The organism is Leifsonia tongyongensis, from assembly GCF_010686705.1.
Taxonomy (GTDB): domain Bacteria; phylum Actinomycetota; class Actinomycetes; order Actinomycetales; family Microbacteriaceae; genus Diaminobutyricibacter; species Diaminobutyricibacter tongyongensis.
Map to the genome: position 1 here is coordinate 1,280,431 of NZ_JAAGWY010000001.1, position 12,844 is coordinate 1,293,274.

Below are 12,844 nucleotides of genomic sequence, written 5' to 3' on the forward strand. Positions count from 1 at the left end.
ATCTGGTTCAGTTCGTGGGGCGCCATCGAGCGCTCATGCCCGGTATTCCGGGAAGAAACCTTGGCGAAGAGGCTCCGCCTGTTCGGCCTGGCGATGCTCAACGAGCCTACGGTAGGAGTCCGGATCGATGATCCGCATACCGACGGCGAAGGGGCGGATCCCGTTCGGGGCGAACGCCCGCTTGTACCTGAAGATCCCGTCTCCGGCCTCGTAGCCGCCACCGAGAACGAACCAGCGCCGACCGCTCTCTGCCAACCAGCGCATGACTTCGTACTTCAGCAGGTCGTTCGGTCGTACGGCGAAGGCGTGGTCGAGCGTTCCGCCGAGGAACGAATACCCGCTCTCCTGCGACAGCAACACCAACTCGGTCGAGATGACCGCGCCGTCGAGTAACGCGTGGAAGTAGGCGAATTGACCGGGCATTTCGCGGTGGATCGCTTCGAAGAACTCCCGCTGGAAGTAGTACCCGCCATCCGCACCGCGCCGATCCATCGTGGCTTCGTAGATCGCGATGAACTCGTCGAACCGGCTCCCGGTCGTGTCGACCTCGACGACTACCCCCGAGCGCTGCGCCTTCTTGACGTTCTTGCGCACCTTCTGGTCGAAACTCATCCACAGCGCGTCCGGCTCGAGCCCGAGATCGCACACGACGTTGTCTTGTCTCACCTCGACGGTTCCCGGGTAGGACAGCAGGGATTCGTCAAGCACACTGAGGCGGAGGAATTCCGAAACGACGCCTTGCCGCTCGGACCACTCGGTGAACGCCCCCCAGAAGTCCCCGGAAAGCGACTGGTCGTCAGTGACGTTCCATGCGTAGGCGCCTCCGTAGCCGTACGGTGTCACGATGTCCGTGAGAGCCGTGTCGTCCTCGTCGACCCCTGACAGGCGTACGTCACGCAGGATGAACGGGAAGAGTACAGACCCGGTCGGCGACTCCCACACGGCGCAATATGGACGCCCCACGCCTTCCGCGAAGAGCGACACATACGACGGATGGGCGTGAACCTCCCGTTGGGGCCAGCTCTCCCAGAGTCGCAGCCAGTCGGGACGTTCGGACGGTTTCGTCGCATCCAGTACACGAAGGGATGCCGTGGTCACGACTGATCGCCCATCGCCAGGTGGCGCCGGAAGGATTCGAGCATCCCGTCGACATCCGCAACACGTACATCCTGATGAACGGGGAAGTTGATGATGTGGCGGGAGAGCTCCTCGAGCACTTCGAAACGGCCGCGAACCTGCTCGATCAGCGTGTGGTACAGACTCACCATGCCGTAACCGTCCGCGTTCATCCCTGCATAGATCGCGTCACGCCTATCGCTGAGGATCCGGACGGGAAGGGTCTGAGGGACATCGTCGTCGCCGAGGTGCTCCCACAAGAAGTCGAAATCGCGCCCGCACTCGGGAAGGGCGGCGAGACGCTCACTCAGGACCAGGAAGTTCTCCCGTCGAGCCCGGGCGATCGTCGCCCAGTCATAGTCGAGGATGCGCTGCGCCAGTTCGGGACGGGTCTGGGCCTGACCCCGGAGGAGGTCCGTGGTCGCATACTGGACCATTCCGCCGTCGTCGAACGGGAACATCTTGTGAAGGGAGAAGAGGTTGAGGTGCCCGTGGCGTCCGGCCGTACCGCCCGACAGTGCCGTGAAGAATCCGTGGGCGAGGTCCTCTACGACGAGCGCACCGGTGGCGTCGGCGAGCGTACGAATGGCCGCGAGACGGGGCTCGGTGCGCCCGTAATAGTGAATGATCACGACCACCCGGTAGGAATCCGTGCTGAGGCGGCGCTCAAGGTCATCGACGTCGACCGTCAGGTCGGGGTTCAGGTTGTAGAAGCCGGCCTGGGCGCCCACGCTCAGAACGGGGTCGAGCACTCCGCTGCCCTCGCGCGGCGAAAGGCCGATGAAAGCCGGCAACAGCACTCCGTCGTCCGGTGAGGCAAGGGTGTGGGCGAGAAAGTCGCGCATTCCTTCGCGGGCCGACCCGTAGAAGAGCGATGGCCTCCGGCCGGTGTCCTGGTCGCGGGCGGTCTTGGTCACGATCGGCCGCACGGTTTCGTTCCTCATCGTGTTGGTCGACCTTCGTCGAGGGCTAGCGACATCCGGTCGGACACCAGGAGAACGTCGTGCGGGGTGAGGATTTCGTGGACCTCGGATTCCGCCACCACTGCGAATGCCGTGTCCAGTCGGCCGAAGACCGCGGAGACGCCCCCGAGGATCGCGTCGTCTTCGAATGTCGCTCGGTCGAAGCACCGCAGGACGCGGTCACCCATCAGCCCGACGCGGACGGGACGCTCCGACGAGACCACGTTCAGCTCGCAGAACCCATAAACCTCATACGCCGCGAGTGATACGGCGAGGGCACTGATGGGCAGCGGGTCGGTGGCGTGCGGAAGCGCGCGAGTGACCCAGCAGGAAGCGGATTCCACCGTGAATCCCCAACGGGCGTAGAGAGCACGAGCCGCCGAGTTGTCACGGAAGGTGTCGAGCTTGACCGTGGTCAGGTGCGGATGCTCCGCAAGGAAGCGGTCGAACATCATCGTGGCGACACCCTTGCCACGCGCCGCCGGGTCGACGCAGATGTATGACAGGAAGCCGACCCCGTCGCCTCTGATTGTGAAATCAGCGAAACCGATGGGCGCATCCGAGCTCTCGTCCGTCGCGACGATGAGGAAACGAGGCTCGACAGACAGCGGATAACGCAGCGCGACCTCGAGGAATCGACCGATTCCCCGTTGGGCGTAGGTCATGAACGGCCAGAGGGCAGGTGCGAAAGAGTTCTTCACCATGTCGGTGACGGCCGGCACATCCTCTGTTGAAAGAAGACGGATCATTCCACCGAGGCCTTTGTTCGGGCGGTCGAGCGCTCGACATCGAGATTCGCCATCAACGACTCGGGATCTTCGACGACACCCGACCGTCTGAACACTCGCGCGACCGTCCGGCACAGGATGCGGAGGTCGAGTGCCAGCGAAAGATTCTCGACATACGTGACGTCGTCAGCCAGCCGGGAATCCCACGAGGCCGTATTGCGCCCGTTGATCTGGGCGAGACCTGTGATCCCCGGGCGAACGTGGAGTCGGATCGACTCCTCGTCGGTGAAGTACTCGGTGTACCGGAGAAGAAGGGGGCGGGGACCGACGAGGGACATGTCCCCTCGAAGTACGTTCCACAGGCTGGGCAACTCATCCGCGCTCGTCGAACGGAGAAGGCGCCCGAAAGAAGTGAGCCGCTCTGCATCGGACAGGAGTGTGCCGGATGCATCTCGCTTGTCCGTCATCGTGCGGAACTTGATCATCTCGAACGGTTCACCATGGCGCCCAGGGCGCAACTGCCGGAAAATCACCGGTCGACCGAGTTTGAGGCGGACAGCGATGGCGATCACCCCGATCGGCACGGAGAAGAGCACAAGCGCGGCTCCTGAAACGACGATGTCGCCCAGTCGCTTGGGCCCGAGTACCCACGGCTTCGACAAGCTGGCCGTCCTCAGGACTTCGCCGAATCGTGCTGCGCCGACTTTCAGCGAGAGCTTCTCCTGGTAGAAGCGGGCGCCGGCTCGCCCCAGCTCTGCTCGCGCTTCGGGGGTGAGCGACATGAGCTCCGTGACAGCGTCGGCCAGTTGCGCGGGGCTTTCGGGCTCGAACACCTTTCCGGCTCCGGCGCATTCCACGAGGCGTGCTGCATCCCCTCTGACGGCCATCAGGATCGGCCGGCCGGCCATCAGGTATGCCTGTGTCTTCGAAGGAATCGTGATCTCGAACAGCGGTTCGTCCCTCAAGTGAACAAGCAGCGCATCCGATCGGGTCAGGATATTGCCCATCTCGGAGATGGGCCGGCGCGGAAGGAAGGTCACGTTCGCGAGCCCTCTTCGCCGCGCTTCCCGTTGGAGGTTCTCCGCTTCCAGGCCGCCACCCACGAAGACGAAACGGAGGCCCGTCTTTTCGCGCAGCAACCCTGCTGCGTCGAGAACAGACTCAAGTCCCTGCGCTTTGCCGAGGTTGCCGGCGAAGGTCACGATGAAGTCGTCACCGAATCCGAGATCTTCTGCTGGTTTGTCGGATGTGACAGAGACATCGATCTGTGCCTCGTCCGCCCAGTTGTGGATGACCTCCACCTTCGACCTCGGTACCCCGCGAGTGGAGAGCGCTTCGCGGAAGCCGTCTGACAGGACGGCGATTCGAGCTGCGCCCGAATACACCCCCTTCATGAAACGTCCGACGATGGCGAGCGCACGGGGATGCGTCAGCATTCCGGTCGCAGCCAGGGTGTCGGGCCACAGATCTTGCACGTCGTAGACGTAGGGAACGCCTTTCAAGGCTTTCAGCACAACGGCGGGCAGACAGACGGTCGCCGGGGGATGGTACACGTACGCGACGTCGGGCCGGCCCATGGCGAGGACACCGACGGAGGCCGCAGCCGCAAAAGATACGTAGTTGGCGATGCGCTTCACCGCTGACCCATCGTGGCTCGGGTAGAGCGGTACCCGAAGCACCCGCACCCCACCGACGACTTCCCGACGGAAACCGGTCATCGTATAACCGTCGTAGAGCTTTCCACCCGGATAGTTCGGGTAGCCGGTGACGACTTCGACGTCGTGACCTTGCCGAATGAGCTCTTGCGCGAAGAGGAGCCCTTTGAAGGTCGGTTCGGGGTCGAACCACTGCGTGATCATCAGAATTCTCAACGGGTTCGCCCCACTGAGTACCGAACTCGCTCACTCATGGGCGCACGCGAATCGCTCAAGGGCCGCGATCACGAACGCGACGTCCGCATCCGACAGGGCCGACCCGCTCGGCAGGGTGACGCCGGTCTCGAACAGCCTCTGCGCATTGCCGTTGAGGGTGGACTGGGCCCCCGCGAACACGGGCTGCAGGTGCATGGGCTTCCAGAGCGGACGGCTCTCGATGTCGTCGGCCGCGAGGGCCGCGCTGAGATCCGCGGCCGACCAGCCGGTCACCTCTGCGTCCACGACGACCGAGGTCAGCCAGCAGTTGTCGTCGCGGTCGTCGGCGCCGCCGAAGATCTCGACGCCGTCCACTGTTGCGAACAACGCGCGGTACCGGTCCCGTGTCGCGCGGCGCCTCGCCATCATGCCGTCGAGGCGCGTGAGCTGGGCGCGGCCGACCGCGGCCAACAGGTTCGAAAGCCGGTAGTTGTAGCCGATCTCCGTGTGCTCGTAGTGCACGGCAGGCTGCCGCGCCTGGGTGGCCAGGTAGCGCACCCGGCGGGCGAGGTCCGCGTCGTCGGTGAGCAGCATCCCTCCGCCGGAGGTCGTCATGATCTTGTTGCCGTTGAACGAGATCGCTGACGCTGCACCGAACGCACCCGCCTGCTTGCCGGCATGGGATGCACCGAGCGCCTCCGCGGCATCCGCGAACACAGGCACCCCGTAGGCGTCAGCGATCGGCTCGATGCGCGTGTAGTCGGCGGCCTTTCCGAGCAGGTCGACCGGTACGACGGCGGCGACATCCTCTCCGGCCATCCGCAGCTCGCCGAGCGCTCGCTCGAGCAGGTCGGGATCCATGTTGCCCGTCTCGAGCTCCGAGTCGACGAAGTGGGGGCGAGCGCCGGTGTAGGTGATCGCGTTGGCTGTCGCCGCGAACGTCAGGGTCGAGGTGACGACCACGTCACCGGGCTTGACCCCGAGGCAGAGGAGGCCGAGGTGCAGGGCTGCGGTGCCGGACGAGAGGGCGGCAGCGTGGGTGACGCCGACGCGGTCGGCCACTTCGCGTTCGAAGGCGTCGACATCAGGACCGAGCGGTGCGATCCAACCCGACCGGAAGGCGTTGACGAGGTAGGTCTCCTCGAGCTCGCCGACATCAGGCGACGACATGAGGATGCGATCGTTCACTGGCGCTGCTCCTGTGGCGACCCCAAGGCGAGGCCCATCGTGTCGGTTGCGCCCTCGCGCACGCGCCTGAGCCACAGGTCGTGGTCGAGCTGGCCGACGGACAATGGGGCGATCCGGGTGTGCGAGATCTTCGGATGCTTCGGTCGCGCGTCCGACTCGGCGCTGCCGATCAGGTCCTCGTGCAGCTTCTCCCCCTGGCGGAGCCCCGTGAAACGGATCTCGATGTCCTTGCCGCTGAAAGCGATCATGCGCTCGGCGATGTCGAGGATCCGTACCGGCTCGCCCATGTCGAGGATGAGCACTTCACCGGGTTCGCCGATCCCGCCCGCCTGCACGACGAGCTGGCACGCTTCGGGGATCGTCATGAAGTAGCGGGTGACATCAGGATGCGTGACCGTGAGCGGTCCGCCCGCGTCGATCAGCGACTGGAAGGTGGGAAGCATCGAGCCGCGGCTGCCGATCACATTGCCGAACCGTACCGAGAGGTAGCGACCCTGCGCGTTCAACGCGGTGCCGGCCGTGAGCTTCTCCGCGATCCGCTTCGAATGCCCGAGCACGCTCGTGGGGTTCGCCGCCTTGTCCGTGGAGATGTTCACGAACGTGGAAACGTTCACATCGCTCGCCGCATCCAGCACGTTCAACGTGCCGATCACGTTCGTCTTCCAGGCCTCATCCGGGTATTGCTCGAGCATCGGCAGGTGCTTGAGGGCCGCGGCATGGAACACGACCTCGGGGCGACGGCGGTGGAAGATCTGCCGCAGTGCATCCGCGTCGCGGATGTCCGCAAGTACGACGTCGCTCGTGTCCAGCAGGCCGTGACCCGAGATCGCGATCTGGGCGTTCTGCAGGCCGGTCTCGTCGCGGTCGAGCATGATGAGCTCGCCAGGAGCATACTTCGAGATCTGGCGGCACAGCTCCGATCCGATCGAACCGCCGGCGCCGGTGACGAGTACGCGACGACCAGTGAGGTAGCTCGCGATGGCTGCGACATCCGTTTCGACGGGCTGCCGCCCGATCAGGTCCTCGATGGCGATGTCGCGCACATCCGACAACTTCGACCGCCCGTCGACCACATCGTTGAGTGTAGGCAGCACCTTCACCTGAACCCCAGCGGGCTCGGCTATGTCCGTGATCGTGCGCAACAGGGCGGCATCCACACGTGCGATCGCAACGATGACGACCCTCGCGCCCGTCCGGTCGGCCACGTCCGGGAGGTCGCGTAGCCCGCCGAGGACGGGAACGCCGCGGATCAGCCGCTTCGCATTGACGGGGTTGTCGTCGAGGAGGGCGATGGGGAGATAGGGCGAATCCCGATCAGTGAGCATCCACTGCACGAGTGATCGCCCCATGTAGCCCGCCCCGAAGATCAGGGTCGGCTGGGCGCTGTCGCCCGGCTTCATGCGGTGCTCGACATAGAGGCGCTTCACATAACGAGCGCCGCTCATCAGCACCAGCGCGAGAGGCAGGGCGATGAACATGACACTGCGCGGGAGCCAGAGTTCGTTACCGATGATGGCGATGGGGAGGCCCAGCGCGAGGGCGACGAGGCACGCCACGAACAGGAGCGAACGGAGCTCCTCGAAGCTGCCGTACGTGTGGCGGCCACGGTAGAGCGAGAAGGCGAGGCCGATCAGCAGCTGGCAGGCGACCGCTCCGGCTGCGACGAATGCCAGCGTCACATACGCCATGAACTCGAGGTCGAAGTCGTAACGGAGGACAGCCGCGCAATAGATCGCGACGATCCAGGCGGCGGCGTCAATGACGAACTGCGCACCGAAGCGCCGTAAGAGCGTCTCACCGCGCGAGCGAGTCTCTGCCCGCACCCGGTCGCTGAAAAGTCTGCCCATCACCGCCATGTCACGCCACCATCCGTCGACTTGACCACTGTGTCACCCGACCACATCCACAACGTACCGCCGCCGTTTGCGACCGAAACCCCTCCCGCGGGCGGTTTGGTGCTTGTGGCACAACCGCCGGCGGCCTGAGCGGTGCCGCCGTCGAAGCTCGTCGTCGCGGTGCCGGCGCATCCCTGCCGACCCGTGACCGCCAGGACGTATCCGTTGCCGGCCGTGGAGATCGCGACCGCTCCAGTGACCGGAACCGCCTGACCCCAGGCCGCGCCGGCGTTGCCGGTGACGTGGACGTCGTGGTTCGCGCACAGCACTGCCGCATTGGCGGGGTCGCGCACGGCCACACCGATGACGGCCGCGCACGGGGCCTGTACGTCACCGGTCGGCGTGTGAACGACGCTGCGCTTTGTCGCATCCACATACCACGAACCGGCCAGCTGGTCGGGGTAGGCCGCCCAGTTGTCGCCGGCGACATAGGTGCGGATGTACTGGGGCGCGCAGCCTTGCGACGCGAGCGTGATAGCGCTGGCCTGCTTCGCGGACTGAACGGAGATGGCGAGGATCGAGGATGCACCGGTCGGCCCTGCCGCGTCGGTGGGCTTCCAGTTGGCGCCGCCGTCCGTCGTGATCTCGGGGGACGCGGGGGTGGCAGGGCATGGCCCGGTGGATGCGCGCCACGCGGTCGAACCGTCGAGTGCGGCGAGCACCCGGGTGGGCGCAACGGCGTCGGCGGCCGGCGTGCTGGTCGGTTTCGGGGTCGCGCTCGCTGTCGGCTTCGGCGTCGCGGAAGGCGTCTGCGCTACCGTCGTCGAACTCGTCGCGACCGGTACGGTGGCGTCAGGTGGCGTGCGCGCGGCGACCAGCGCCCACACCACGAGGATCACGTCGAGGAGGGCGAGCACGATCACGCCGGCGATGGCGACGTGGTGGCGGTTCCACCCGGGCTGCGTAGCCGGGTCCCTCTTCTTTGCTGCGGCTGCCATCGGTCCTACTCGAATCCCGCTGCTGCGCGCGTGAGCGTCAGGGCGATGGACTGGACGGCGGGCACGAGTTGCCGGGTCGACTCGGCGTACACGTTGTCATCCTGACGGTACGGGTCGACGACGTCGTCCTCTTCAGGATTGTCCGGGCGCTCGGCCACGCCGCGGTTCGCAGAAGCGATCTCCACGAGCGTGCTGAGTCGTGCCCGCGCGTCGGGCTGCGCTGCGATGGTGTCGCGGTCGTCCGTGTTCACGGTCTCGAGCAGGCGCGCGAACTCGCGGAGGGTGAACGCGGAACGGGATGCGCGGGGCAGGGTTTCAACAACAACGCGCCGGTGTTCCCGGCTCAGCGCGAGCACGAGATCGGCGTCGCGCAGGTGCTCGACGGTCAGCTGGCGTGCGACATGCGCATCCGGAATCCCGCCGTACTGCCGCGAGTACTCAGCTGCCCGCTCATCCATGGGACGCCCGATGAGCGCGGCAGTGCCTGCGCTGCTCAACGTGACGGCGAGACCGTCGAGGCCCGCCCGCAACAACTGCTCGGCGAGCGGGGAACGACAGATGTTCCCCGTGCACACGGTCAGGATGCGAAACTCGTTCACACCTGTGCCGCCCGGCGGATTCGCTTCTCGATGACCGATTCGTCTTCGAACTCGTTCTGCACGCCGTAGCCGTAGACGCCGTAGCCGTTGGAGTCCGGGCCCTTGGTCGGCAGCATGGTGACGATGACTCCGACGAGCCGGCTGCCGATGTGCTCGAGTGCGCGCACCGCCGCGGCGAGCTCGTTCTTCTTCGTGACGCCGGACGCTGCAGCGATGATCGCGCCGCCGGTGAGCTTGCTGACGACGGCGGCATCGGTGACGAGCAGGAGCGGAGGTGCGTCGACGAGCACATAGTCGAACTCGGCGGTCAGTGTGTTGAGCAGCTGTGACATGGCGTTCGAGCCCAGCAGTTCGCTCGGGTTCGGCGGAATGCGGCCGGCCGGCAGGATGTACAGCTCGCCGCGGCCCCATTTGTGCATCACATCGGCGAGTGGCGTCCGCCCGATGAGCACGTCGGTGAGGCCGACGGCGCCCTCGACGCCCATGTAGTCGGCGACCTTCGGCAGGCGCAGGTCGCCGTCGATCAGTGCGACTCGCGCGCCTGTCTCGGCCAGGCTGATCGCGAGGTTCGCCGCCGTGGTGCTCTTGCCCTCACCCGGGATCGAGCTGGTGATGACATAGCTGCGCGGTCCGTTGCCGAAGTTGACGAATTGAAGGTTCGTGCGGAGGCTGCGGAACGACTCAGCGCGTGGGTTGCGCGGGTCGGCGTGCACGATCAGCGGACGCTTCTTCGCGCCCGGGTCGTAGCTGATCGCACCGAGGATCGGTCTGTCGGTCACGTCTTCGATGTCGTGCGAGTTGTGGATGCGTGTGTCGAGGATGCTGCGAAGCAGGCTCACGCCGACACCGACGGCCAGGCCGATCAGAAGCCCGAGGATGATGTTGAGGGGGACGTTCGGGCTGGTCGGCTTCGACGGGGCGACAGCAGGCTGAATCGTCTGGATGTTGATGAGGCTTGTTCCGCCTGTGGGCTTCTCGAGCTCGTTCGTCACGACATAGGAGGTGTTCTGGCCGATCGAGTTTGCGATGTTCGCTGCCAGCTGCGGGTTGCTGTCAGTGACCGTGATGTCGATCAGCACCGTGTTCAGGGGCGAGTCGGCGGTCACCTTGGGAGCGAGTGCCGTGGCGGTCGTCTTGAGGTGCAGGTCGTCGATGACCCGATCGAGGACGCTCGCGCTGTTCACCACGCTGACGTAGCTGGTGACGGCCTGTCGGGCGAAGCTCGTGCCCTGGACGAGGTCAGTTGCCGCACCGGAATTACCTGCACGAACGGAGACGTACAGTTCGGTCGATGCCTGGTACTTCGGGGTGAGCGTCAACGAGTAGCCGGCCGCGATGGCGACGCCCAGAAGGGTGGCTACCGCGATGAAGATCCAATTCTTATGAAGGATCCTCACGTAGTCACGCAGCTCCAACGTTGCCTCCCGACAAGCAATTCAATAGAAGATCGGTGACAGACAGCCACCCGCGTTGCTGCCTCGCACCCGGGTCTGAGGGCGCGCGAGCATCTTTCGGCATCCTAGCTTCGACGTACGTGCCAGGAGCGAAACGCGCGTTAATGATCGCATACCCGTATGTGTAGTCCGAGCGTTCCACCCTGTGGGAGCGGGAAAGACCCTGATCTTCAGCGATCGCCAGGCGCGCTAGGCACCCGAACTGGGGGTGTACGCGCGGCGCTTTTGGTGTCGTGGCCGGCTTCCGGGCTACCGTGCCTCACGGCACGATCGACAGGAATATGAATGCCGCGAACAGCACGAGGTGCACGCCGCCCTGGAGGCGGGCCGCCCGACCGGGGACGACGGTCAGCACGCTCACGATCACGGTCAGGACGAACAGCACGATCTGGCTGGCGCCGAGGCCCAGCAGCAGCGGGCCGGTCAGCCAGATCGAGGCGAGCGCGATGGCTGGGATGGTGAGGCCGATGCTCGCCATGGCCGAGCCGAGCGCCAGGTTCAGGCTGGTCTGCATCCGGTTTCGTGACGCGGCCTTTGCCGCCGCGATCCCTTCGGGCAGCAGCACGAGCAGCGCGATCACGACCCCGACGAACGTCTTCGGGAACCCGATCGCCGCGACACCCACCTCGATCGGATGCGACTCGAGCTTCGCGAGGCCGACCACGGCGACCAGGGCGACCACCAGCAATCCGAGACTCGTGTAGGTCTGGCGGGTGCTGGGCGCTTCGGCGTGCGCGTCTTCGTCGGCGACCGGATTTCCGTTGGTCCTCACCGGCATGAAGAAGTCGCGGTGCGCCACCGTCTGGGTGAACACGAACATCGCATACAGGGCGACGGATGCGATGGCCGCGAACACGAGCTGGGCCGGCGAGAACTGCGGGCCGGGAGTCGCGGTGAATGTCGGCAGCACCAGTGTCAGGGTGGCGAGCGCGGTCACGGTTGCGAGCGCGGCGCCGGTGCCTTCCGCGTTGAAACGAGTGGTGGTGCGACGGGATGCGCCGAGCAAGATGGAAAGCCCCACGATTCCGTTCATCGTGATCATCACCGCAGAGAAGACGGTGTCGCGGGCCAGGGTCGGTGTGTCTTTGCCGCTGGTCATGAGGGTGACGATGAGCGCGACTTCGATGACCGTGACTGCGACGGCGAGCACCAGCGACCCGAACGGCTCGCCCACCTTGTGGGCGACGACCTCGGCGTGCTGCACGGCCGCGAGCACCGTGCCGGCGAGCACGATAGCGGTGAGTGTCACAAGAACGGGGCCGAGGGTCACATTCCATTCCGCGACCAGCAGCACGACCCCGATGACAGGTACCACCACGGCCCAGTAGCGGACGGCCCAGGCCGCGGCAGCTTTCATCCATCCATCATGGCAGCCGAACGCAACGTGGGTCGGGATGGACTATGCCATCCCGACCCACTGCCCCCCGGCCGAAACCGTGAACCCAACGTTACGGCCGCGGAAGTTGCGCCACATCAGGGCTTCCACGGAGAAATGCACCGTGGCCGCCCCCATCGGTGCGAGCTCGGCGGCTACGTCAACCGGTGCGAAGCCGCCGTCTCCGACCGCGACCGCGAGCGCACGATGCGCGGCATCGCCAGCAGCAGCACGATCATGAGCATCAGCACGAGCAGCCCGGCGGCGATCGCCAGCGCCAGGCCGACCGTCACCTCGAAGACGAAGAACACCACGCCTGTCGTCAGCAGCGCGACGAGGACCAGCGTGGAGCGCAGCAGGCCGTCCGCGATGGCGACCGCCTCGGGCTTCTCGTGCCGGCCGAACAGGGTGCGGTGCAAGGCGACCGGCGCAAGGCCGAGCGCAGTACACGCCGCCGCCATCAGCACCAGCCCGAGGTAGGTCCCGGTCTGGAAGCCGTTCAGTTCGGCGAAACGCTGCTGGAACGCGAGCGTGAGAAGGAATCCGCTCACGATCTGCGTACCGGTCTGTGTGACCCGCAACTCCTGGAGGATGTCCGACCAGTTGCGATCGGACCGCTCGCTGCGCGTCTCGTCGCGGCCGTCACGCGGGTCGGCATCGCGATCGTCTTCGGGTGTGCCGGGAACCATCGCCATCGTCTCCGTTCGTCTGCGCCGCCAACGGTAGTCCCGCCGCCGCG

At 65.8% G+C, this 12,844-nt stretch carries 11 protein-coding genes; all 11 read right to left on the reverse strand.

What is annotated here, in order from left to right; genetic code table 11:
• Positions 1–33: 33 nt before the first annotated feature.
• A complete protein-coding gene (locus G3T36_RS20140) occupies positions 34–1,098 on the reverse strand; it encodes a GNAT family N-acetyltransferase (RefSeq protein WP_163288673.1) in 1,065 nt (354 codons plus the stop codon).
• Positions 1,095–2,060 (reverse strand): DegT/DnrJ/EryC1/StrS family aminotransferase, encoded by a 966-nt coding sequence (locus tag G3T36_RS06215; protein ID WP_193570873.1) that lies wholly within the window; start codon positions 2,058–2,060, stop codon positions 1,095–1,097. Before G3T36_RS06215 ends, G3T36_RS20140 begins: the two co-directional genes overlap by 4 nt.
• Entirely contained in the window at positions 2,057–2,827 is a 771-nt protein-coding gene (locus G3T36_RS06220) for a GNAT family N-acetyltransferase (RefSeq protein ID WP_163288674.1), read from the reverse strand. The genes G3T36_RS06215 and G3T36_RS06220 overlap by 4 nt, the downstream gene beginning before the upstream one ends.
• Positions 2,824–4,665, reverse strand: a complete 1,842-nt coding sequence (locus G3T36_RS19990; RefSeq protein ID WP_163288675.1) for a sugar transferase — start codon at positions 4,663–4,665, stop codon at positions 2,824–2,826. The genes G3T36_RS06220 and G3T36_RS19990 overlap by 4 nt, the downstream gene beginning before the upstream one ends.
• Before the next feature lie 42 nt (positions 4,666–4,707).
• A complete protein-coding gene (locus tag G3T36_RS06230) occupies positions 4,708–5,844 on the reverse strand; it encodes a DegT/DnrJ/EryC1/StrS family aminotransferase (protein ID WP_338031481.1) in 1,137 nt (378 codons plus the stop codon).
• On the reverse strand, positions 5,841–7,691 hold the full coding sequence (locus G3T36_RS06235; protein ID WP_163288676.1) for a polysaccharide biosynthesis protein: 1,851 nt from the start codon (positions 7,689–7,691) through the stop codon (positions 5,841–5,843). The genes G3T36_RS06230 and G3T36_RS06235 overlap by 4 nt, the downstream gene beginning before the upstream one ends.
• Positions 7,691–8,677, reverse strand: a complete 987-nt coding sequence (locus G3T36_RS06240; RefSeq protein ID WP_163288677.1) for a hypothetical protein — start codon at positions 8,675–8,677, stop codon at positions 7,691–7,693. The genes G3T36_RS06235 and G3T36_RS06240 overlap by 1 nt, the downstream gene beginning before the upstream one ends.
• Before the next feature lie 5 nt (positions 8,678–8,682).
• Entirely contained in the window at positions 8,683–9,276 is a 594-nt protein-coding gene (locus G3T36_RS06245) for an arsenate reductase/protein-tyrosine-phosphatase family protein (RefSeq protein ID WP_163288678.1), read from the reverse strand.
• Entirely contained in the window at positions 9,273–10,673 is a 1,401-nt protein-coding gene (locus G3T36_RS06250) for a tyrosine-protein kinase domain-containing protein (RefSeq protein ID WP_420811035.1), read from the reverse strand. The genes G3T36_RS06245 and G3T36_RS06250 overlap by 4 nt, the downstream gene beginning before the upstream one ends.
• Before the next feature lie 316 nt (positions 10,674–10,989).
• Positions 10,990–12,087 carry a calcium:cation antiporter gene (locus G3T36_RS06255; RefSeq protein WP_163288680.1) on the reverse strand — a complete coding sequence of 366 codons (1,098 nt, stop codon included), beginning with the start codon at positions 12,085–12,087 and terminating at the stop codon, positions 10,990–10,992.
• A 173-nt stretch (positions 12,088–12,260) separates the two neighbouring features.
• On the reverse strand, positions 12,261–12,800 hold the full coding sequence (locus G3T36_RS06260; protein ID WP_163288681.1) for a DUF6328 family protein: 540 nt from the start codon (positions 12,798–12,800) through the stop codon (positions 12,261–12,263).
• Positions 12,801–12,844 lie beyond the last annotated feature (44 nt).

Coding starts and splice junctions, on each gene's coding strand:
- G3T36_RS06215 (WP_193570873.1), bottom strand. CDS start 2,060: ATGAGGAACGAAACCGTGCGGCCGATCGTGACCAAGACCGCCCGCGAC.
- G3T36_RS06220 (WP_163288674.1), bottom strand. CDS start 2,827: ATGATCCGTCTTCTTTCAACAGAGGATGTGCCGGCCGTCACCGACATG.
- G3T36_RS19990 (WP_163288675.1), bottom strand. CDS start 4,665: ATGATCACGCAGTGGTTCGACCCCGAACCGACCTTCAAAGGGCTCCTC.
- G3T36_RS06235 (WP_163288676.1), bottom strand. CDS start 7,691: ATGGGCAGACTTTTCAGCGACCGGGTGCGGGCAGAGACTCGCTCGCGC.
- G3T36_RS06240 (WP_163288677.1), bottom strand. CDS start 8,677: ATGGCAGCCGCAGCAAAGAAGAGGGACCCGGCTACGCAGCCCGGGTGG.
- G3T36_RS06255 (WP_163288680.1), bottom strand. CDS start 12,087: ATGAAAGCTGCCGCGGCCTGGGCCGTCCGCTACTGGGCCGTGGTGGTA.
- G3T36_RS06260 (WP_163288681.1), bottom strand. CDS start 12,800: ATGGCGATGGTTCCCGGCACACCCGAAGACGATCGCGATGCCGACCCG.